General features: G+C 59.2%; 22 protein-coding genes. 11 read left to right on the top strand and 11 right to left on the bottom strand.

The features are described from left to right. Nucleotides 1–7: 7 nt before the first annotated feature. The 4 genes from ACA043_RS24660 to ACA043_RS24645 all read right to left on the bottom strand — a co-directional run bounded on the left by ACA043_RS24660 (nucleotide 8) and on the right by ACA043_RS24645 (nucleotide 3,244). Complete coding sequence (locus tag ACA043_RS24660; protein ID WP_187678041.1) at nucleotides 8–949, bottom strand: MerR family transcriptional regulator; 942 nt, start codon at nucleotides 947–949, stop codon at nucleotides 8–10. Then, nucleotides 949–1,911, bottom strand: a complete 963-nt coding sequence (locus tag ACA043_RS24655; protein ID WP_497658087.1) for a YbgA family protein — start codon at nucleotides 1,909–1,911, stop codon at nucleotides 949–951. Before ACA043_RS24655 ends, ACA043_RS24660 begins: the two co-directional genes overlap by 1 nt. A gap of 134 nt (nucleotides 1,912–2,045) precedes the next feature. Beyond that, nucleotides 2,046–2,261: a TIGR02450 family Trp-rich protein gene (locus ACA043_RS24650; RefSeq protein ID WP_187678039.1), complete on the bottom strand. Its 216-nt coding sequence runs from the start codon at nucleotides 2,259–2,261 to the stop codon at nucleotides 2,046–2,048. Continuing rightward, nucleotides 2,258–3,244, bottom strand: coding sequence for an NAD(P)/FAD-dependent oxidoreductase (locus tag ACA043_RS24645; RefSeq protein WP_305439758.1), 987 nt, complete (start codon nucleotides 3,242–3,244; stop codon nucleotides 2,258–2,260). Before ACA043_RS24645 ends, ACA043_RS24650 begins: the two co-directional genes overlap by 4 nt. 197 nt (nucleotides 3,245–3,441) lie before the next feature. Between ACA043_RS24645 and ACA043_RS24640 the strand changes: the two genes are divergently transcribed. Together ACA043_RS24640 and hemH are read left to right on the top strand one after the other, a co-directional pair. Continuing rightward, nucleotides 3,442–4,344: a TIGR01777 family oxidoreductase gene (locus ACA043_RS24640; RefSeq protein WP_497658086.1), complete on the top strand. Its 903-nt coding sequence runs from the start codon at nucleotides 3,442–3,444 to the stop codon at nucleotides 4,342–4,344. Nucleotides 4,345–4,357: 13 nt separating this feature from the next. Beyond that, on the top strand, nucleotides 4,358–5,383 hold the full coding sequence (gene hemH / locus ACA043_RS24635; RefSeq protein ID WP_187678036.1) for a ferrochelatase: 1,026 nt from the start codon (nucleotides 4,358–4,360) through the stop codon (nucleotides 5,381–5,383). A gap of 133 nt (nucleotides 5,384–5,516) precedes the next feature. Here the strand turns inward: hemH and ACA043_RS24630 are convergent, their stop codons facing one another. Next, nucleotides 5,517–6,791, bottom strand: coding sequence for a uracil-xanthine permease family protein (locus ACA043_RS24630; protein ID WP_497261273.1), 1,275 nt, complete (start codon nucleotides 6,789–6,791; stop codon nucleotides 5,517–5,519). A gap of 2 nt (nucleotides 6,792–6,793) precedes the next feature. Then, complete coding sequence (upp, locus tag ACA043_RS24625; protein ID WP_305439755.1) at nucleotides 6,794–7,432, bottom strand: uracil phosphoribosyltransferase; 639 nt, start codon at nucleotides 7,430–7,432, stop codon at nucleotides 6,794–6,796. A 178-nt stretch (nucleotides 7,433–7,610) separates the two neighbouring features. Here upp and ACA043_RS24620 point away from each other — a divergent pair, with 178 nt between their 5' ends. The 3 genes from ACA043_RS24620 (at nucleotide 7,611) to ACA043_RS24610 (ending at nucleotide 9,175) form a co-directional block, all read left to right on the top strand. Then, nucleotides 7,611–8,168 (top strand): hypoxanthine-guanine phosphoribosyltransferase, encoded by a 558-nt coding sequence (locus tag ACA043_RS24620; RefSeq protein WP_016987197.1) that lies wholly within the window; start codon nucleotides 7,611–7,613, stop codon nucleotides 8,166–8,168. Between the two features lie 177 nt (nucleotides 8,169–8,345). Next, entirely contained in the window at nucleotides 8,346–8,825 is a 480-nt protein-coding gene (locus ACA043_RS24615) for a hypothetical protein (RefSeq protein WP_401271800.1), read from the top strand. Between the two features lie 62 nt (nucleotides 8,826–8,887). Further along, complete coding sequence (locus ACA043_RS24610; RefSeq protein WP_401271799.1) at nucleotides 8,888–9,175, top strand: PA4642 family protein; 288 nt, start codon at nucleotides 8,888–8,890, stop codon at nucleotides 9,173–9,175. 95 nt (nucleotides 9,176–9,270) lie between these two features. Here ACA043_RS24610 and mqo read toward each other — a convergent pair whose 3' ends face one another. Both mqo and ACA043_RS24600 read right to left on the bottom strand, forming a co-directional pair. Next, nucleotides 9,271–10,779 carry a malate dehydrogenase (quinone) gene (gene mqo / locus ACA043_RS24605; RefSeq protein WP_497658085.1) on the bottom strand — a complete coding sequence of 503 codons (1,509 nt, stop codon included), beginning with the start codon at nucleotides 10,777–10,779 and terminating at the stop codon, nucleotides 9,271–9,273. A 706-nt stretch (nucleotides 10,780–11,485) separates the two neighbouring features. Further along, the gene (locus ACA043_RS24600; RefSeq protein WP_187678031.1) at nucleotides 11,486–11,719 is read right to left on the bottom strand and encodes a hypothetical protein; all 234 of its coding nucleotides are present in this window, start codon (nucleotides 11,717–11,719) and stop codon (nucleotides 11,486–11,488) included. Nucleotides 11,720–11,924: 205 nt separating this feature from the next. Between ACA043_RS24600 and ACA043_RS24595 the strand changes: the two genes are divergently transcribed. Beyond that, on the top strand, nucleotides 11,925–12,509 hold the full coding sequence (locus tag ACA043_RS24595; protein ID WP_007912832.1) for a YajG family lipoprotein: 585 nt from the start codon (nucleotides 11,925–11,927) through the stop codon (nucleotides 12,507–12,509). A 263-nt stretch (nucleotides 12,510–12,772) separates the two neighbouring features. On the opposite strand, the gene ACA043_RS24590 is transcribed toward ACA043_RS24595, so the two are convergent. Further along, entirely contained in the window at nucleotides 12,773–12,979 is a 207-nt protein-coding gene (locus tag ACA043_RS24590) for a hypothetical protein (protein ID WP_047296561.1), read from the bottom strand. Nucleotides 12,980–13,170: 191 nt separating this feature from the next. On the opposite strand from ACA043_RS24590, the gene ACA043_RS24585 reads away from it, so the two are divergent. Next, complete coding sequence (locus ACA043_RS24585) at nucleotides 13,171–13,449, top strand: hypothetical protein (protein ID WP_095190593.1); 279 nt, start codon at nucleotides 13,171–13,173, stop codon at nucleotides 13,447–13,449. Nucleotides 13,450–13,605: 156 nt separating this feature from the next. On the opposite strand, the gene ACA043_RS24580 is transcribed toward ACA043_RS24585, so the two are convergent. Then, nucleotides 13,606–14,769: a 1-acyl-sn-glycerol-3-phosphate acyltransferase gene (locus ACA043_RS24580; RefSeq protein WP_497615340.1), complete on the bottom strand. Its 1,164-nt coding sequence runs from the start codon at nucleotides 14,767–14,769 to the stop codon at nucleotides 13,606–13,608. Nucleotides 14,770–14,910: 141 nt separating this feature from the next. Between ACA043_RS24580 and ACA043_RS24575 the strand changes: the two genes are divergently transcribed. Genes ACA043_RS24575 through ACA043_RS24565 form a run of 3 tightly spaced genes read left to right on the top strand, consistent with a single transcriptional unit; the run spans nucleotide 14,911 to nucleotide 16,023 of the window. Continuing rightward, nucleotides 14,911–15,093, top strand: a complete 183-nt coding sequence (locus tag ACA043_RS24575; protein ID WP_489881046.1) for a CPXCG motif-containing cysteine-rich protein — start codon at nucleotides 14,911–14,913, stop codon at nucleotides 15,091–15,093. Nucleotides 15,094–15,102: 9 nt separating this feature from the next. Beyond that, nucleotides 15,103–15,363, top strand: a complete 261-nt coding sequence (locus ACA043_RS24570; protein WP_187678029.1) for a putative signal transducing protein — start codon at nucleotides 15,103–15,105, stop codon at nucleotides 15,361–15,363. 36 nt (nucleotides 15,364–15,399) lie between these two features. Continuing rightward, nucleotides 15,400–16,023 (top strand): SOS response-associated peptidase, encoded by a 624-nt coding sequence (locus ACA043_RS24565; RefSeq protein ID WP_187678028.1) that lies wholly within the window; start codon nucleotides 15,400–15,402, stop codon nucleotides 16,021–16,023. A 121-nt stretch (nucleotides 16,024–16,144) separates the two neighbouring features. On the opposite strand, the gene ACA043_RS24560 is transcribed toward ACA043_RS24565, so the two are convergent. Beyond that, nucleotides 16,145–18,286 (bottom strand): methyl-accepting chemotaxis protein, encoded by a 2,142-nt coding sequence (locus ACA043_RS24560; protein ID WP_497658084.1) that lies wholly within the window; start codon nucleotides 18,284–18,286, stop codon nucleotides 16,145–16,147. Between the two features lie 261 nt (nucleotides 18,287–18,547). Between ACA043_RS24560 and ACA043_RS24555 the strand changes: the two genes are divergently transcribed. Continuing rightward, complete coding sequence (locus ACA043_RS24555) at nucleotides 18,548–19,366, top strand: M48 family metallopeptidase (RefSeq protein ID WP_187678026.1); 819 nt, start codon at nucleotides 18,548–18,550, stop codon at nucleotides 19,364–19,366. Nucleotides 19,367–19,462 lie beyond the last annotated feature (96 nt).

Raw genomic sequence — 19,462 nt, 5'->3', positions numbered from 1 at the left:
GCGCTCATTAAATCAGTCCATGCTGAACGAGGGCCTGGTGCGCCGAAAGCGCATCTTCAGCCAGGTACAAATCAGCAGTTTCTGAGGTTTTTACGGACAACTCGGCGTGGTGGATGCATACCGTTGGTCCGACAATCATTTTCGTGCAACTCACGCCAGCCAACAGTTTCGGCAACTGCGCAAGCTGCATGGCTTTGCTGGAATACAGCAGTACGCCACGGGCTTGCAGATGTTCGACCGTCAGTGCCAGCTCCCCGGCCGGTAACGGCCAGTCAAATACTTGCACAGGGCAATTGGCGCTGCTGATCAACCAAGCGCATAGCCACAGATGAGGTTCCAGTGGCAGGTCGGAATGGTTGATCAGCAACAGGGGCGCAGCGTGCAGTTGATGATTGTTATGGTAGATGCGTGCGCCGAATTTGCTGCGTAGCCACGAATAAAAGAACACGCGTTCCATCTGCGCGCCGAACTGGCCCTGCCAGCGCTGTTCCAGTTCTTCCAGCAGCGGCATCAGCAATTGCTCGCACAATGTGCGCGGCGGGTAGAGCGCCATCGCTTGATTGACGCTGTCGTCGACGGTGCGTTCATCGAGTTGCGTAACGGCTGCCAGCAGGGTCTGGCGCAACCGTTGCCAGTCGTTTTCCACCGGTTCGCTGAATGCCTGCGGCGTGTCGAGCAGCGGTTTGACCTGGCTGACCGCTACGCCGCGGTTGAGCCAGGTGAGGATGGTCAGGATGCGTTGTACGTGCTCGGCCGAATACAGCCGATGGCCCTTCGGTGTGCGTTGCGGGATGACGAGTCCATAACGACGCTCCCACGCACGCAGCGTGATCGCATTGACGCCGGTCTGGCGCGCCACTTCGCGGATCGGCAGCCAGCCTTCGTCGAGGGCTTTCTTGAAGTCGGCGCCGAGGTCTTCCTGGGCGCTTGAATCGGGTTTTTCATTCATTAGATAGCGTTTCGCAGGCTGAGATTTTCCGGATGCGGTTGCAGGTAAACCTGTTGCGCAATGTACGGATCCGGATGTTGGCGAAAGTGATGTTTGAGCAGTGTCAGCGGTACCACCAGCGGTACAATGCCGTGGCGGTACTGGCCGATCACGTGCTGCATTTCCTGTTTGTCTTCGGCGCTGATCGCCTGCTTCAGATAACCACTGATGTGCTGCAAGACGTTGCTATGGGTGCGCCGGGTCGCGCACTTTTTCAACGCAGCCATCAGCTCGCTGAAATAGCGTGGCCCCAGTTCCGCAGGGTCGCTGTGGCCCATGTTGCCGAGCATGTTGCCCAGCGTTTTGTATTGCACCGGGTTATGGGCCATCAGCAGGTATTTGTAGCGCGAGTGAAATTCGGTGAGGGCGCGACGGCTCAAACCCTGGGTCAGTACTTGCTGCCAGGCGCTGTAGGCGAGGACGCGGGTGATGAAGTTTTCCCGTAGCACCGGGTCGTTCAAGCGTCCGGCTTCTTCCACCGGCAAGTCCGGGTGCCGCGCGCAGAAGGCCTGGGCGTAGATACCGCGACCGCCGCCGTTCACCGGAGCGCCGTTGGCGTGATAGACCTTGACCCGTTCCAGCCCGCAGGACGGCGATTGCTGCATGAAGATATAGCCGCAGAGGTCACCGAGTTCGGCGGCCATTTTCTCGCCGTACTCAGCCAGTGGCGCGGTAACGTTTATCGTCGGGTTGACGGTGCCGATGGCTTCGGGGCTTTCAGGGTTGCCTACCAGACGGATCGGCTCGCGGGGAATGCCCAAACCGATGGCGACTTCCGGGCATACCGGGACGAACTCGAAGTGTTCAGCGAGTGTGCGGCTGCACAGTCGCGATTCCTTGTGTCCGCCGTTGTAGCGCACCTCGGCGCCCAGCAGGCAGGCGCTGATGGCTATCTTGGGTTTGAGCTGGGAAGCTTCGGACATAAGCACCTCGAATCTATACCTGTACAGAGAGTTATCTCTGTACAACATTTCTTTCAGCATAGATTCATGGGTGTACAAGTCAAATCATTTGTATAAGTTTTTGCAGGGCAGGTGATTCCGTGTGGGAGCAGGTTTCACTTCCAGCCTTGCATCCACTCGGAATTATTTTTCAGGATTTGCCACTCGAATCGCTCACTGCGCTGCGTGAGCACTGCTTGCAACTCAACCTCCAGCACCGTGCCTTCCTCATCGCGGATCAGCTCGGTGACCAGAAAATGTTTTTCACGGTTTTGCGGGTGGGCTGCTGTCCATTTCGACAGCAGCAGTTTTTGCGGATTGATGCGATTCATTGCAGGTGTTCGTGCAGACGTCGCGCGGCTTCCTGGCCACTGAGCCAGGCGCCTTCGACGCGCCCGGACAGGCACCAGTCGCCACAGGCGTACAAACCCAGATCGGCATCGGCCAGGGTGCCCCATTCGTGGCCTGTTGCCGGGCGGGCATAGAGCCAGCGATGAGCGAGGCTGAAGGTCGGGGCGGGCATGGCGCTGTGCAGCAACTCGGCAAAGGCGCCGTGCAGTTGCTCGATCACAGCTTCCTTGGGCAGATCGATGTGCTGCCGGCTCCAAGCGCTGGTGGCATGCAGCACCCAAGTGTCGAGGGTGTTGTCGCGTCCGGGTTTGCTGCGGTTGCGCGCCAGCCAGTCGAGGGCGCTGTCTTGCACGAAGCAGCCTTCGATGGGCGTATCCAGCGGTGTGTCGAAGGCGAGGGCAACGGCCCAGGTCGGTTCCATTTTCACCCCGGCAGCGGCACCGGCAAGTTTCGGCGCAGCGGCGAGCAGTGCCGTGGCCTGAGGCGCTGGCGTGGCAATCACCACATGGCTGAAAGGGCCGTGGGTGAAGCCTTCGGCGTCTTGCAGATGCCAGTGTTCTTCGCCACGAAAGACCTCGGTGATCCGGCAGGCGAAGTGGACTTCCATGCCGTCGAGCAAGCCGCGGGTGATCGCGCTCATGCGCGGCGCGCCGACCCAGCGGGTCTGCTCGTCCGGCGACAGATTCAGTTGTCCACCCTGGAAGGTATAGAGCTGCGGCGTCCACTCGGCGACCCAGCCCTGACTTTGCCAGCGCTGAACCTCGGTGACGAAACGGCGGTCGCGCGCAGTGAAATATTGCGCGCCCATGTCCAGCGAACCGGCGTCGCTGCGTTTGCTCGACATGCGTCCACCGCTGCCGCGACTTTTATCGAACAATTGAACGGTGTGCCCGGTCTCTGTCAGAGCCTGGGCTGCCGAGAGTCCGGCGATACCGGTGCCGATGATTGCGATAGGTACAGTCATAGGGGCCTCGTTTACCTTTCTGTACAGACTACGCCGTTGATGAAACCTGTACAATTTTGTTTTTTGGTATAACTTCTAGCGTTCTCGTTCTGACAGCTTGGCCTATGGTTAAACAATAGAGCCTGCCCGTTCGAAAAGATCCCTGCTTTTAAAAATAGACTAGGGATCCGGGTAAAACGCCACGCGAGGAAGATGTCATGCACATATTGCTGACCGGCGGTACTGGTTTGATAGGACGGCAGCTCTGCCAGTATTGGGCGGAGCAGGGCCATCGCCTGACGGTGTGGAGTCGACGCCCCGAAAAAGTCGCGAAAATCTGTGGTGCGCAGGTGCGTGGCATTGCGCGCCTGGAAGACCTCGGCGATGAACCCGTAGACGCTATCGTCAATCTTGCGGGCGCGCCGATCGCCGACCGCCTGTGGACGCATCGCCGCAAGGCATTGCTGTGGAGCAGCCGGATCAAGCTCACGGAAACCCTTTTGGCGTGGCTCGAAACCCGAGCGCAGCAGCCGTCGTTGTTGATCTCGGGATCGGCCATCGGCTGGTACGGCGACGGTGGTGAACGCGAGTTGACCGAAGACTCGCCGCCAGTGATCGACGATTTCGCCAGCCAGTTGTGCATCGCCTGGGAGGAAACCGCCCTGCGCGCAGAGTCGCTGGGCATCCGCGTGGTGCTGGTGCGAACCGGTCTGGTGCTGTCGGCCGAGGGCGGCTTTTTGTCGCGCTTGCTGCTGCCGTTCAAGCTCGGGCTGGGCGGGCCTTTGGGCAATGGTCGGCAGTGGATGCCGTGGGTTCATATCGACGATCAAATCGCCCTGATTGATTTTCTTCTGCACCGCGATCAGGCGAGCGGTCCTTATAATGCGTGCGCGCCGAAACCTGTGCGCAATCGTGAATTTGCCAAGACGCTGGGCAGCGTGTTGCACCGCCCGGCGTTCATGCCGATGCCCGCCCTTGCACTGAAGGTGGGGCTCGGCGAGATGTCTTTGTTGTTGCTGGGCGGCCAACGGGCCACGCCGGCACGCTTGCTGGAAGCGGGTTTCACTTTCCAGTTCACGGATTTACGCGCGGCTCTGGACGATCTCTCCAGCCGCCTCTGAAATAGGACGTTGCATGACCGATCACGCCTTGCTTCTGGTCAACCTGGGCTCCCCGGCCTCCACCTCGGTGGCCGATGTGCGCAGTTACCTCAATCAATTTCTGATGGACCCGTACGTGATCGACCTGCCGTGGCCGGTGCGGCGTTTGCTGGTTTCGCTGATTCTGATCAAGCGGCCCGAGCAGTCGGCGCACGCCTATGCCTCTATCTGGTGGGACGAAGGTTCGCCGCTGGTGGTACTCAGCCGTCGTCTGCAAGAGCAGATGAAAGCGCAGTGGAAACACGGCCCGGTCGATCTGGCGATGCGCTACGGCGAGCCTTCAATTGAAACGTGCCTGACAAGACTGGTAGCAGCGGGACACAAGCGCATCACGCTGGCGCCGCTTTATCCACAGTTCGCCGACAGCACCACCACCACGGTGATCGAAGAGGCGAAGCGCGTGATCCGCGCGAAGAAGCTCAATGTGCAGATTTCGGTGCTGCAGCCGTTCTACGATCAGCCGGAATACCTCGACGCCTTGGTGGCCAGTGCCAAGCCGCATTTGCAGCAGGATTACGATCACTTGCTGCTGAGCTTCCATGGCCTGCCGGAACGGCACCTGACCAAGCTCGACCCGACCGGCAATCACTGCTTCAAAAATGAAGACTGCTGCAAGAATGCGTCGCCTGCGGTATTGGCAACCTGTTATCGCGCGCAATGTTTGCGCACGGCGGCCCTGTTCGCTGAGCGTATGGGGTTACCAGAGGGCAAATGGTCTGTCTCTTTTCAGTCGCGATTGGGCCGGGCGAAGTGGATCGAACCCTACACCGAAGCGCGGCTGGATGAGCTGGCGAAAAGCGGCGTGAAGAAGATTCTGGTGATGTGCCCGGCGTTTGTCGCCGACTGCATCGAGACACTGGAAGAGATCGGTGATCGCGGCAAGGAGCAGTTCCGCGAGGCGGGGGGAGAGGAGTTGTTGCTGGTGCCGTGCCTGAATGATGACCCGCAATGGGCGAAGGCGTTGGCGACCTTGTGCGAGCGAGCGCCGTTGGCCCTGTAAAGCCAAAAGCTTCGTCGGAACGCCGCCCGGAGCAAGCTCGCTCCCACATTTGATCTTCGGTGCGCTGAAGAACCCCTGTGGGAGCGAGCCTGCTCGCGAAAGCTATCTGTCAGGCAATAAACATCTTGAAGCCTTAGATCAGCGGTTCATCCGCCTTCTTGTTCTTCCAGCCGTCATTGCCCGGCAGAATCAGATTCAGCGCAATCGCCACCACCGCGCACAGCGCGATGCCTTTGAGACCGAAGTCATCCGGGCCGGTGCCGGTGCCGACCAGCACGCCACCAATCCCGAACACCAGCGTCACCGAAACGATCACCAGATTGCGTGCTTCGCCCAGATCGATCTTGTGACGGATCAGGGTGTTCATCCCCACTGCCGCGATCGAACCGAACAGCAGGCACAGAATCCCGCCCATCACCGGCACCGGAATGCTTTGCAGCAGCGCACCGAACTTGCCGACGAACGCCAGGCTGATGGCAAAGATCGCCGCCCAGGTCATGATTTTCGGGTTGTAGTTCTTGGTCAACATCACGGCGCCAGTCACTTCGGCGTAAGTGGTGTTTGGCGGGCCGCCGAACAGGCCGGCAGCGGTGGTGGCAATGCCGTCACCGAGCAGGGTGCGATGCAGGCCCGGCTTCTTCAGATAGTCGCGACCGGTAACGCTACCCACCGCAATCACACCGCCGATGTGTTCAATGGCCGGAGCCAATGCTACCGGCACGATGAACAGAATCGCCTGCCAGTTGAATTCCGGTGCGGTGAAGTGCGGGATCGCAAACCATGGAGCTGCGGCAATCTTCGCGGTATCGACCACGCCGAAATAGAAGGCCATGCCAAAGCCGACCAGCACGCCGGAAATGATCGGCACCAGACGGAAGATGCCTTTACCGAACACCGCCACGATCAACGTGGTCAGCAGCGCCGGCATCGAGATCAGCATCGCGGTCTGGTAGTGGATCAGTTCGGAACCGTCACCCGCCTTGCCCATTGCCATGTTCGCGGCAATCGGCGCCATGGCCAGACCGATGGAAATGATCACCGGACCAATCACCACCGGCGGCAGCAGGCGGTCGATGAAGCCTGTGCCTTTGATCTTCACCGCAAGGCCCAGGAAGGTGTAGACGAAACCAGCCGCCATCACGCCGCCCATGGTCGCGGCGAGGCCAAACTGGCCCTTGGCGAGAATGATAGGGGTGATGAAAGCGAAGCTCGACGCGAGGAACACCGGGACCTGACGGCCGGTGACGATCTGGAACAGAATCGTCCCAAGACCTGCTGTAAACAGTGCCACGTTCGGGTCCAGGCCGGTGATCAGCGGCATCAGCACCAGAGCGCCGAAAGCCACGAACAGCATCTGGGCGCCGGACAGCACCGTGCGCCAGAGCGGATCGTTGAACTCTTGCTGCATGGTCACGCGTCCTTCTGCTTGGTGCCGAAGATCTTGTCACCGGCATCGCCCAGCCCTGGGATGATGTAACCGTGTTCGTTCAAGCGTTCATCAATGGAAGCGGTGTAGATGGTCACGTCCGGGTGAGCCTTTTCTACTGCGGCAATGCCTTCCGGCGCGGCAACCAGCACCATGGCGCGGATATCTCTGCAGCCAGCCTTCTTCAGCAGGTCGATGGTCGCAACCATGGAGCTGCCGGTAGCGAGCATCGGGTCGATGATCATGGCCAGGCGTTCGTTGATTTCCGGAACCAGTTTTTCCAGATAAGTGTGGGCTTGCAGGGTTTCTTCGTTGCGGGCAACACCCACAGCGCTGACCTTGGCACCCGGGATCAGGCTCAGCACGCCTTCGAGCATGCCGATGCCGGCGCGCAGGATCGGCACGACGGTGATCTTTTTGCCGGCGATTTTCTCGACCGACACGGTGCCGCACCAACCTGCAATATCGTAGGATTCGAGCGGCAAATCTTTTGTAGCTTCATAGGTCAACAGTGCGCCGACTTCCTGAGCGAGCTCGCGGAAATTCTTGGTGCTGATGTCAGCGCGGCGCATCAGGCCGAGTTTATGACGGATCAGCGGATGGCGGATCTCGAGGATGGGCATGGGAAAGGCTCCGGCGGCGGGCAAAAAAACCGGCCTAGATTAATCTATCCGTGGGTGATGTCCTATAGGACATTGAGTACGTTAGTCCATAAAGGCTTGATTCGGCCGTGCGAGATGCGTACCTTTGCCCGCTTTTCGCAGCCATACCCCCCACCCACAACCCCCCCCGGAGAGCGCCATGTCCGCTGATCTCGAGCATATCCGTCAAATCATGCGAGAGGCTGACTGCCTGTACACCGAGTCTGAAGTCGAGGCGGCCATCGCCCGCGTCGGTGCACAAATCAACGAGCAACTGGCTGACAGCAACCCGGTGGTGTTCTGCGTGATGAACGGCGGCCTGATCTTCTCCGGCAAACTGCTGACCCATCTGCAATTCCCGCTGGAAGCGTCCTACCTGCACGCCACCCGTTATCGCAATGAAACCAGCGGCGGCGACCTGTTCTGGAAAGCCAAGCCAGAAGTCTCGTTCATCGACCGCGACGTACTGATCATCGACGACATCCTCGACGAAGGTCACACCCTGGGCGCGATCATCGACTTCTGCAAACACGCCGGCGCGCGCAAAGTGCACACTGCCGTGCTGATCGACAAGGATCACGACCGCAAGGCACGTCCTGACCTGAAAGCCGATTTCGTCGGTCTGCCGTGCATTGACCGTTATATCTTCGGTTACGGCATGGACTACAAAGGCTACTGGCGCAACGCCAACGGGATCTTTGCCGTTAAAGGCATGTAAGAACCCTGCACTATCCCCTGTGGGAGCGAGCCTGCTCGCGAAGGCGTCGTGTCAGTAGCATCATTGAAAACTGACACATCGCTTTCGCGAGCAGGCTCGCTCCCACAGTTGTTTTGTGTGTGCTGATCCATCCGTGATACCCGTGCTAGAGTGCTCGACCCCGCCCCGGAGCCCGTCATGAGCCTTCTGATCCGCAGCTTTGCCGCCCTGTTGCTGACTCTCAGCCTGCCTCTGTCCGCCGCGCCGATGCACAGTCAATTCCTGCCGCCGGATGACCTGACCCTGCGCGATGCCGAGCCGGAACAGCAGCAACTGCTGCAAGTCACCGACTATTCGGTGGTCGTCGGTGCGCAACGCCAATCCAATCAGCAGCCAATTCCGGTCACTTCGTCGCTGATGATCCGTCTCAAGGGCAAGTCCCTGAACAAGGGCGCAACGATTACTCAGGTGCTGGTCAGTTTCGATGGTGAAAGCAAAAGCCTGAAAAAACCGCTTTACGACGAAAAAAGCAAAACCCTGAACCTGTTTTACCCGCTCGCCCAATACCGCGTGGTGATGGATCTGCTGCGTAACGACACCGTCTATGTGCAGTTCCTCAGTTACGCCAACGGCCATATCTGGGCCGATTTGCACACCGGCAGCGTGCGCGCGCGTTGAGCCCGGCGGCGGGGCAGGGGTAAACTGCCCGCCCGTGAAATGTCTGCGAGCTGGAGTCGGCAATGCGTAAAGATAAGAAACAAGTGATTGGTGACGAGATCGGCGATGAGCAGATCAAGCTGTTCCTCGATTTTGAACCGGTCGACGCCACCTCGCCGTCGCTGCACAAACTGATCAAGGCTTATCGTGGCCTGCGTATCGATGACTTCGAACGGTTTCTGACGTTCTTCGTTGCCGCCGGTTATGACGTGGATGGCAAGGATGAGCAGGGCCAGACGTTTGTTGATGTGATTCGTGACCAGCGTAACGCGCCGGAATACATCGAGTTGATCGACAAAGCCCGCGGCTAAGGTCAAAAGATCGCAGCCTGCGATCTTTTGCATTTCAGCAGAGCAAAAAAACGCCCCGCACTCACTGAGTACGGGGCGTTTTTTATGCGACAAGATCAAGCGTAGCTTGGGGTCTCGCTGCTTTCTTCAACCAGTTCCAGTGCGATGTTGTTCTGCGTGTTGATCTTGCGATACAGCACAGCATCGGTTTCCAGTACTTTTTCACGGGCCGGGAAGATTTCGGCCAGTTTGCCAGCCCACTCAGCCTTGGCCTTGCCCGGGAAGCACTTCTCGATCAGTTCCAGCATGATCGAAACGGTTACCGAGGCACCTGGGGATGCGCCGAGCAGAGCAGCGAGGGAACCATCCTTCGCAGCCACCAGTTCGGTACCGAATTGCAGGATGCCGCCCTTTTTCGGGTCTTTCTTGATGATCTGCACCCGTTGGCCGGCCACTTCCAGGCGCCAGTCTTCGGCTTTCGCTTCAGGGTAGAAACGGCGCAGGGATTCCAGACGCTGCTCCATCGACTGCATCACTTCGCTGACCAGGTACTTGGTCAGGTCCATGTTGTTTTTCGCCACCGCCAGCATCGGCCCGATGTTGCCGGCGCGAACCGACATCGGCAGATCCATGAAGGAGCCGTGCTTGAGGAACTTGGTGGTGAAACCGGCGTATGGCCCGAACAGCAGGGATTTCTTGCCATCGACTACGCGGGTGTCCAGGTGCGGCACCGACATCGGCGGCGAACCCACGGCGGCCTGGCTGTAGACTTTGGCCTGGTGGTGTTTGACCACGTCCGGGTTGTCGCAACGCAGCCACTGGCCGCTGATCGGGAAGCCGCCGAAGCCTTTGCTTTCTTCGATTCCAGAGGCTTGCAGCAACGGCAGTGCCGCGCCACCTGCGCCGAGGAAGACGAATTTGGCGTCGACTTCACGGCTGCTGCCGCTGTTGACGTCCTTGATGCTGACGGTCCAGCCGTTGCCGTTACGCTTGAGGCCAGTCACGCGCTTGCAGTATTTGACCTGGGCGTCGGGTGCGCTGGTCAGGTGCTTGAGCAACTGATTGGTCAGGGCGCCGAAGTTGACGTCGGTGCCGTTCATCACGCGGGTGGCAGCGAGCACTTCGTCCGGCGAGCGGCCCGGCATCATCAGCGGCATCCACTCGGCCATCTTGGCTTTGTCTTCGGTGTATTCCATGTCGGAGAAAGCATGGTGCTTGCTCAACACGTCAAAGCGTTCCTTGAGGAACGAAACGCCTTTGTCACCCTGGACAAAACTCAGGTGCGGCACCGGGCTGATGAAGGACTTGCACGAGCCGAAGGTGCCTTTCTTGGTCAGGTACGACCAGAACTGCTTGGACACTTCGAACTGGGTGTTGATGTGCACGGCTTTCTTGATGTCGACGCTGCCATCGGCAGCCTGCGGCGTGTAGTTCAGCTCGCACAGGCCTGCGTGACCGGTACCGGCGTTGTTCCACGGGTTGGAACTCTCCGCAGCACCGGAATCCATCAGCTCGACAACTTCCAGCTTGATCGCCGGATCGAGCTCTTTGAGCAGCACGGCAAGGGTGGCACTCATGATGCCGGCCCCAACCAGTACTACGTCGACTGCTTCGTTATGCGCCATTTAACGCGTCTCCAAAATCTGCAGCACCAAATTGTCGGCATGGCTGCCAGGCGTTCAGGGGCAGGTCAGTGGTGCCCCAGGTAACGATGGTCAGTTCGCCATGTCCGAATCTTCGCAATTTTTCGCGACTTCGATGGATGCATGCGGCCAGGCTTCAAGAGTTCCATGAACTCATTTCAGCGCGCGGCTGGCAATTCGACTTATGGTCGAGACATCCATTTTGTGCAACCAAATCCGTAGCGGACAGGCTTCAGGCTCCGATATTCGAGGTGTACCCGGTCCTGTGTCGTTGGGCTGTTTCAGACGCTAATGGTGCATGTTCAGACGCAAAACTATTCATTTGCTCGCCACACTCTTGTGAAGTTGTGAAAACCCGTTTTTTTCACGCTCTTTTGAAGACGTGAACCTCAAAAAAGGGCTGTCGAAGCCTGGCACCGTGCCCGTGAAGGCAAAACAGCTCAGTGACCGAGCGTCATGACAGCTCTGCAGATTCGCGAAAAGCGGGGTTTTGCCGGAAGAACAGGCAAGCGCGCCAACTTCACTCGATCTGTGTGGGCGGCTCTCTGTGGGCGATTTTTGATGTCGATGCAAGCGCATTGACGCTGTTGCGGGGCCCGATCAGGAGACGTCCTTATAATCGGGGGGAGATTGTATCGAAGAAATGCGCGGAGTTGGTTGTGTTTAATGACTTTTATTAGCCGTACGGTCAGATGGTCAACTGCACTTGAGCCCGTGCGCGCATTTGTCGCGGTACGACCCGGGCGCTGGCGGGCAGCGGCTGGTTCAACCACTGCAGGCGGATTTCTTCGATTTCGACCCAGCCATCGCCCATCGGTTGCAGGCTGCACTGCTTGAACGCCTGACAATGGCCGTTACGATCGAGCAGGGCGAAGCTGCGGTGCAGCGGGCGTGGGGCGAACAACGAGATCAGATAACGCATGGCCGAGTACCTTGTTGGAGGACTGGTTTGAAGATTGCCAGCGACCCGTGACGTCAAGGTGTATGGGCGGTGAAGAATGTGTGACAGGAACCGCTTTCGACAGGGTTTGTCAGACATTTCAGTATTCACCTCGCGATGCTGGTGACCCGCAGTGGCCCACCGCTATACTGCCGGCCTGTTTGTGCCTGATTCTGGAGAGAAGAGCATGTTGCAACGCCTGTTGTTCGGTTTGATCACTGTGGCCGGTTTGACTCTGGCCGGCTGCGCCCACAGCCCGCAACAACTGAGTCCGGAACCGAAGCTGACCACGCAATTGCCAGCCGTCGGCCGTGGCCAGCCTGTGGTAGTGCGTGTGGTTGACGGTCGTCCGTCGCCAACCCTGGGCACCCGTGGTGGTCTTTACCCGGAAACCAGCGCCATCACCGTGCAACGCGAGCAGATCCTGCCGAAGTTGCAGGCTCAGGCTGAAGCCGCCGTGCGTCTGCTCGGGTTCACCCCGACCAACAACGCGCCGAATGCTCCCCAGTTGACCGTGACCCTGGCGGAACTGAAATATCAGTCGCCTAAAGAAGGCATGTACGTGACCGAAGCCACCATCGGCGCAACCTTCCGCTCCGACGTACAGAACGCCAACCGCCGCTACAGCGGCCGTTACGGCGCATCGCTGGACCAGCGTTTCGGCATGGCGCCGAATCAGGAAACCAACACCAAACTGGTGAGTGACGTGTTGAGCGATGCGTTGACGCGTCTGTTCAAGGACCCGACTGTTGGGCAGGTTCTCGCTGAGTAAGTCTTTCGGCTGATGTAAAAAAGCCCGGTGCCAGTGATGGCTCCGGGCTTTTTCATGTGTGCAGGTTCTGGATTCGGGTTGTCTGGAAGATCCATCCCCCTCACCCCAGCCCTCTCCCCCAGGGGGGCGAGGGGGAAGGGAGCCGATTGGGGGCTTTTCAAGGCTTGAGTACGGCTCGATATTTCAGGTCGACGTAACTTAAATATTCATCTCGGTCAGTCCCCTCTCCCTCCGGGAGAGGGTTAGGGTGAGGGGCTCTTGACTCACGCAGCTTGCGAATAGAAATCGAGCACGCTGACCCCAGTCAGTAAATCCGTCTCGGGCAAATCCGCATGCTGATGCCCGCCCAGTGCGCAATACACCAGCCAATGGCGATCCTGAACATTGAAGGCAAGGCTGCCGACGAGGCTCTGCTGTTCGTCGGATGGGGTGATGAGGTAGAGACGATCCTGGTTTTCAGCGTGAAGCATGTCGCATTCCATGTGTGTTTCGAGGCGCGCATGGTGGCCGATGTAAATGACGAAGCCGTGACACAGGACAGCCATCGGTCGATTGATGGGTTATTTGTCGTAAAAGGGAGGCGTCGGGGGCCGGTTTCGGTAGAATCCCGCCGCAGTCGTCGGTCTGGCGCCTGCCACACCGATTAAGTTTGAGGTCTGTGATGTCGCTGCATTTGATGACGCTGTTTACCGCCCATCCCGCCAAATTGATCAATCTGTTGGCCCTGCTGCTGGCCTTCCCGGGCAGTTGGCTGCTGCACGCGACTCGCCGCCGTGAACAACGCGCAATGGCCAGTATTGCGGCCCAGCGCCAGGCGCAGCCGAACGCCGAGCCGATCCTCGATTGGGCAACGTTGCGCATGAACCGGTTTTTCTATCGCTTCGGCTTTGCCTGCCTGGGGCTGGCGCTGCTCATTTCGTGGGTCAGCACCCGCTTCTGAAGCGAATGCAAAACCTTGTGGTGAGGGGATTTATCCCCGATGGCGTGCGCAGCAGGCCCATGATTTCTCAGGCAGAAACCTGGGGCCGCTTCGCGCCCCATCGGGGATAACTCCCTTCACCACAAAGGCGCCGTTTTTGTCTCTGGCCGAAGACGCTTACAGCGCCAACCCAGCCTTGACCCGGTACTGATTGCGCACCGGCGTCGCATATTGCAGCACCAGATACGGACGATGCTCTTCAGGGCAGGCGTCCAACCGTTGCTGCCACTCTTCCTGCGCCTTGGCCAGTTCATCCGCCGGGAACACCTCGGCAGCCTTCGGCACGTTCAACTGCGGATCAGCATCCGCCCACTGCGCATACGCCAGGTAATGCACCGGGAACAGGCGATAACCGCCGAGAATCTGCTTGTCCATCTCGACCGCCAATTGCTTGGTGTCTTCGAACAGCTCGGTGATTGGCGCGGCAAAGTTCACGTGCACCCGGCCTTTGTAACCGGTGATGCCCTTGGCGATACTCACGTCATCTTCGCCCGGCGCCTTGGCGTAGGTGCCGGTGGTGGCGCGGATGTACAGCTCGCGGGCCTTGGCCTGGTCGCACGGGTCGTATTCGTAGCTGATCGACACCGGGGTGACGTTCAGCGACTGAATGACTTCACCGAACGGTTCGTCCTTGCGGCTCATGTGGAACATCTTGAGGATCGCCGACTCGGTACGGTCGTCACCGTCCTTGGCCCGACCTTCGGCCTGAGCGATCCAGATCGAGGCGCAGTCGTTGCGGATCGAGTGGTTGATGTAGGCCGACAGCAATTGGTACGCAGCCATTTTCTCGCGGCGTCCGGTGATCGAACGGTGAACGATGAAGCTTTTGTTCAGGCGCATCAGATCGCTGACAAAGGGCTTTTGCAGCAGGTTGTCACCAATCGCGATACGCGGCGTCGGCAGGCCGGCGTGATACACGGCGTAGTTGACGAAGGCCGGGTCCATCACGATGTCGCGGTGGTTGGCGATGAACAGATACGCGCTGCCGGACTTGAATTGCTCGACACCGGTATAGGTCACGCCATCGGTGGCGCGCTCGATGGTGTGGTCGACGTAGAACTCGACTTTGTCCTGCAAGGTCGCCACCGACGTCACGTCGGCGAACTCACGACGCAGCCGATGGGCTATAAGTGGTTTGAGCATCCAGCCGAAGGCACCGGCAAAACGCGGGAAGCGGAAGTGGGTGAGGATATCTAGAAACGCCTTGTCGCCGAGCAGTCTTGCCAGTACCGCAGGTACTTCGCTGTCGTCGTAAGGTCGGATGGCATCGAATTCGCCCATCATGCTCTCTTGTTGGAAACGGCTAGGGTAAGTAAAGGTTTTGATCGAAAACCAACGGGGCACGGTCTGAAAAGTAGCCAGACAAAAATAGCCCTGCAAATAGACCGGCGATTATACGCACAAGTCACCTGGGAGACCGCGATGCTGGAAACCGAGCATTATGAATGTCCATATTGTGGGGAAAGGTGCGAAGCGGTTCTGGATTTGTCCGGAGGAGATCAGAAGTACACCGAGGACTGCCCGGTATGCTGTAAACCGATCATATTCAAGCTGCAAACTGACGGTATTGAATGGATGCTCGATGTACTTAGCGAAAACGAATGAGGGGCGCCCATGCAGCGAATCTACGAGCCGGAAAACCTGATGGAAGGCGAGATGCTCAAGGGCATGCTTGCCAGCGAAGGCATCGAGGCGCACCTGATGGGGCGGGATCTGCTCGGCGGCACGGGCGAGTTGCCGATCTTTGGCCTGTTGGGGCTGTCGGTCGACAATGATAAGGCCGAATACGCCCTTGAGCTGATCACCGCGTACAATGCCGCGCTGCCGCTACCCGGCGATGAACCGGAGAGCTTCCCCGGTACGTTGGTCTGTTAGGCTGACGTTCGTTTTATTTGTGAGTCGTGTTGCCCCATGTGCGGACGTTATGCCCTGTTTCGCTGGAACCGCGACTTCGCGGCGCTGCCAGGTTTTCCTGCCGATCAACTGGCGCAGTGGAACATTTCCCCCAACGATTCGGTGTTGATGCTGCGTGCCGGTGAAGATGGCGAACGCACTCTGGCCCGTGCGCGCTGGGGGCTGACGCCGCCGTGGCTGACCGATCTGTCGCGTACCCCGGCCCACGCCCGGGCGGAAACGGTGGCCGAGCAGCCGATGTTTCGTGAAGCCTTGCGTCTGCGTCGTTGCCTGCTGCCGGCCAACGGTTTTTATGAATGGCGCGGGACCCAGCGCAAGCGCCCGTACTGGCTGACGCCGGGTGAGGGCTCTTCGCTGTTTTTTGCAGCGATCTGGGAAGCGTATCCGGTGCAGGAGCAGGTGTGGCTGAGCACGGCGGTGATCACTCAGTCAGCGGCCAGTCAGCGACGACCGTTGATTCTGGATGAGGCGGGGCAGGCGGCCTGGCTCGATCCCGAGACGCCGTTGCATACCTTGCAGGCGCTGCTGGCCAGTGAACCCGCCGCGTTGCGCGAGCGGGTGTTGGCGAATCTGGTGAATGATCCGAAGCTGAATGGACCGGAGTGTTTGACTCCGGGGTGACGAGTTGACGGGGTGTCATTGCCGGCCCCTTCGCGAGCAGGCTCGCTCCCACCGTTGAAATGCATTCCAAAGGTGGGAGCGAGCCTGCTCGCGAAAAGGTTCGAAGAACCTTCCGACGTCCTTAAACCTTGAACTGGTTGATCAACCGTCGCTGCTGCTCCGCCAATTTGGTCAGGTCGGCGCTCGCCGAACTCGATTCATCCGCGCCGCCCGCCACTTCATTGGCCACTTGCCCGATATTGATCACGTTGCGGTTGATGTCATCGGCGACCGCACTCTGCTCCTCGGCCGCACTGGCAATCTGCGTGTTCATGTCATTGATCACCGATACCGCCTGAGTAATCGTCTCCAGCGCCTCGGCCGCTTTTGCCGCGTGCTGCACGCTTTCGTCGGTGCGATTCTGGCTGTCTTCCATGACCCGCACCACGTCGCGGGTGCCTTGTTGCAGTTGCTGAATCATGGACTGGATTTCTTCGGTGGCTTTCTGGGTCTTCTGCGCCAGATTGCGCACTTCGTCCGCGACCACGGCAAAGCCACGACCCTGTTCCCCGGCGCGCGCCGCCTCGATGGCCGCGTTAAGCGCCAACAGGTTGGTTTGCTCGGCAATCCCGCGAATCGCGGTAAGGATCGCGTTGATGTTTTCGCTGTCCTTGGCCAGTGTTTGCACTACATCCACAGCCTTGCCGATTTCCACAGCTAGCACGCCAATCGAATTCGAAGTATCACGGACGATCTGCATGCCCTGGCTGGCGGCCTGATCGGCATGGCTGGCAGCTTGCGCAGCCTGGGTCGCATTGCGCGCGACGTCCTGCGCGGTAGCCGTCATTTCGTGCACGGCAGTGGCGACCTGCTCGATCTCGGCCATTTGTTTCTGTATGCCGATGTTGGTGCGAATCGCGATGTCGGCCGTGTGTTCGGAAGAATCACTGACGCTCTGCACCGACGTCACCACTTGCGTGATCATCGCCTGCAACTTGCTCAGGAAAGTGTTGAAGCCCTTGGCGATCGAGCCCAGTTCATCGCTGCGATCACTGCTCAAACGACGCGTCAGATCACCTTCGCCCTGAGCGATGTCATCCAGCATGGCGACCATTTGCTTCAGCGGTCGGGCGATGCCGTGGCCCACCAGCCAGATCACCAGCAGGCCGATGCCGGCAATGATCAGGCCGACCATGGCCATGCCGAAGGTGTCGGATTTGCGCTGGGCGTCGAGGTCGGCCTGCAGTTTCTGCAAGTCGGCCATCACCGCGTCGAGCGGCAGTTGCAGCATCAGCGTCCAGCGTGCGTCGGTCTGGCCGATGCCGAACGGCAGGTACAGTTCGATCCGACCCTTGTCCTTGTCGACGGAGTAGGTGACTTCGCCGCGCTTGAGATTGGCCATGTTGGCGATCTGCTCGGCGTCGAGAATGTCGCTGACCTTCTCGCCGAATTTGCTCGGGTCCTTGGTGTAGGCAACGATCCGCCCGTTGCTGCCGACCAGGGCCATTTGCCCGGCGCCGCTGTACAGCTTCTGGTTCGCAGCGAGGAGCATTTCCTGAATGAAGTTCACCGACAGGTCGGCGCCAACGATGCCCTGGAACGCGTTGTTGAGCATGATCGGTTCAATAAACGAGGCGAGCATGACGATCTTGTCGCCGACCTTGTAGGGCGCCGGATCGATCACGCAGGATTTTTTGCTTTCTTTCGAGCACAGGTAGTACTCGCTGGCACGCACGCCGGTGGACAGGACTTTCTGGTCGTCGACGTCCACCAGTTTGTCCAGGCCCAGGGTGCCGTCGTCATTGCGGAACCACCATGGCAGGAAGCGCCCGTTGGCCGAATCGATACCGACTACGCTAGTGCCGACGTAGGCTGCGTCATTGTGGTCCAGAGCGTTTTTTTCCCAGCCGATGTAAGTACCCAGAATCTTCGGGTTCTTTTCGACGTTTTCCTTGATCAGGCTGATCAGTTGCTCACGGCTGACGGTTAGTCGCGGCTGGCCATCGGCACCCGGCGCGCCGAGCAGGGCATTGACCCGCACCAGCCCTCCGGCAATCAACAACGGCGCTTCGAGTTCGCGCTGGATCTGGCTGACCTGGGTCTGCGCCAGCGAAGTCAGGCGCTGTTCGATGACTTGCTCGAACTGTGCCTGAGTGCGCTGCTGCACCATCTCTTGGGTGCGGGCGCCGGAGAACAGCGCATATAACACCAGCGCGGCGACCACGCTGAGAACGATGGCGCCGGCCAGAGCGGCGACGGAAAATTGGATCGACTTGAACTTCATGGGAGCTCCGCACGCAAGAGGACGTCTGCGCTGTTGTATCGGCAGCGGGCAATGAGCCATGAGTGGTGCAAGGCGTGATCAGGCGGGGATGTCGCAAATGGATCGGTATGCGACGTAGTTGCCGGGGCTTGCCGGTCGCTGTGAATTTTTACGACAGCGCGGGTGGGAAACTTCTGAAAGTCGGTGCAACACGTCCGTTGTATCTGGCGCCGATACAATTACCCGCCTACGATACGCGACAGGTTTTCAGGGAGCTTTTTAATGAACAAGACATTGGTTGTAAGTGCACTGAGCGCAGCGCTGTTGCTGGCCGGTTGTCAGTCGGTCAACACCACCAGCGGCGGCGCCGTGGGCGTGGAGCGCAAGCAGTACATGTTCAGCATGCTGTCCTCGCAAGAGGTCGACCAGATGTATGCCCAGTCGTATCAGAAGACCGTCGGCGAAGCATCGAGCAAAGGCGTGCTGGACAAGACCAGCCCGGAAGCCAAGCGGGTTCAGGCCATTGCCAACCGCCTGATCGCCCAGGCGCCGAACTTCCGTCCGGATGCCGCTCAGTGGAAATGGGAAGTCAATCTGATCAAGAGCGATGAGCTCAACGCCAACTGCGGCCCTGGCGGTAAGATCATTTTCTACACCGGGCTGATCGACAGCCTGAAACTGACCGACGATGAAATCGCCGCAGTCATGGGCCATGAAATCGCCCACGCCTTGCGCGAGCATGGTCGTGAAGCGATGTCCAAGGCATACGGTATGGAGATGGCCAAGCAGGGTGCGGGTGCTTTGTTTGGCTTGGGTCAGGACAGCCTGGCGCTGGCCGACACCGTGGCCAACTACGGCATGACCTTGCCTAACAGCCGTGCCAACGAAAACGAAGCCGACCTGATCGGGCTGGAACTGGCCGCCCGTGCCGGATACAACCCGAACGCGGCGATCACCCTGTGGAACAAGATGAGCAAGGCCTCGGAAGGTTCGCCACCGGAGTTCATGAGCACTCACCCGGCGTCGACCAGCCGTATTGCTTCGTTGCAGGCGGCGATTCCGAAAGTCATGCCGCTGTACGAGAAAGCACCGAAGTCCTGAGACTGCCGCAGTTTCTGTGGTTGATTGGATTTCATTGTGGCGAGGGGATTTATCCCCGATGGGGTGCGCAGCGCCCCCAAAACCCGCTGTCTCAGA

It is taken from the genome of Pseudomonas sp. LBUM1648 (assembly GCF_059716145.1).
The sequence above is the reverse complement of the archived record's forward strand: the minus strand, read 5'-3'. Positions and strand labels throughout refer to the sequence as shown.

Coding starts and splice junctions, on each gene's coding strand:
- ACA043_RS24660 (WP_187678041.1), bottom strand. CDS start 949: ATGAATGAAAAACCCGATTCAAGCGCCCAGGAAGACCTCGGCGCCGAC.
- ACA043_RS24655 (WP_497658087.1), bottom strand. CDS start 1,911: ATGTCCGAAGCTTCCCAGCTCAAACCCAAGATAGCCATCAGCGCCTGC.
- ACA043_RS24650 (WP_187678039.1), bottom strand. CDS start 2,261: ATGAATCGCATCAATCCGCAAAAACTGCTGCTGTCGAAATGGACAGCA.
- ACA043_RS24645 (WP_305439758.1), bottom strand. CDS start 3,244: ATGACTGTACCTATCGCAATCATCGGCACCGGTATCGCCGGACTCTCG.
- ACA043_RS24640 (WP_497658086.1), top strand. CDS start 3,442: ATGCACATATTGCTGACCGGCGGTACTGGTTTGATAGGACGGCAGCTC.
- hemH (WP_187678036.1), top strand. CDS start 4,358: ATGACCGATCACGCCTTGCTTCTGGTCAACCTGGGCTCCCCGGCCTCC.
- ACA043_RS24630 (WP_497261273.1), bottom strand. CDS start 6,791: ATGCAGCAAGAGTTCAACGATCCGCTCTGGCGCACGGTGCTGTCCGGC.
- upp (WP_305439755.1), bottom strand. CDS start 7,432: ATGCCCATCCTCGAGATCCGCCATCCGCTGATCCGTCATAAACTCGGC.
- ACA043_RS24620 (WP_016987197.1), top strand. CDS start 7,611: ATGTCCGCTGATCTCGAGCATATCCGTCAAATCATGCGAGAGGCTGAC.
- ACA043_RS24615 (WP_401271800.1), top strand. CDS start 8,346: ATGAGCCTTCTGATCCGCAGCTTTGCCGCCCTGTTGCTGACTCTCAGC.
- ACA043_RS24610 (WP_401271799.1), top strand. CDS start 8,888: ATGCGTAAAGATAAGAAACAAGTGATTGGTGACGAGATCGGCGATGAG.
- mqo (WP_497658085.1), bottom strand. CDS start 10,779: ATGGCGCATAACGAAGCAGTCGACGTAGTACTGGTTGGGGCCGGCATC.
- ACA043_RS24600 (WP_187678031.1), bottom strand. CDS start 11,719: ATGCGTTATCTGATCTCGTTGTTCGCCCCACGCCCGCTGCACCGCAGC.
- ACA043_RS24595 (WP_007912832.1), top strand. CDS start 11,925: ATGTTGCAACGCCTGTTGTTCGGTTTGATCACTGTGGCCGGTTTGACT.
- ACA043_RS24590 (WP_047296561.1), bottom strand. CDS start 12,979: ATGCTTCACGCTGAAAACCAGGATCGTCTCTACCTCATCACCCCATCC.
- ACA043_RS24585 (WP_095190593.1), top strand. CDS start 13,171: ATGTCGCTGCATTTGATGACGCTGTTTACCGCCCATCCCGCCAAATTG.
- ACA043_RS24580 (WP_497615340.1), bottom strand. CDS start 14,769: ATGGGCGAATTCGATGCCATCCGACCTTACGACGACAGCGAAGTACCT.
- ACA043_RS24575 (WP_489881046.1), top strand. CDS start 14,911: ATGCTGGAAACCGAGCATTATGAATGTCCATATTGTGGGGAAAGGTGC.
- ACA043_RS24570 (WP_187678029.1), top strand. CDS start 15,103: ATGCAGCGAATCTACGAGCCGGAAAACCTGATGGAAGGCGAGATGCTC.
- ACA043_RS24565 (WP_187678028.1), top strand. CDS start 15,400: ATGTGCGGACGTTATGCCCTGTTTCGCTGGAACCGCGACTTCGCGGCG.
- ACA043_RS24560 (WP_497658084.1), bottom strand. CDS start 18,286: ATGAAGTTCAAGTCGATCCAATTTTCCGTCGCCGCTCTGGCCGGCGCC.
- ACA043_RS24555 (WP_187678026.1), top strand. CDS start 18,548: ATGAACAAGACATTGGTTGTAAGTGCACTGAGCGCAGCGCTGTTGCTG.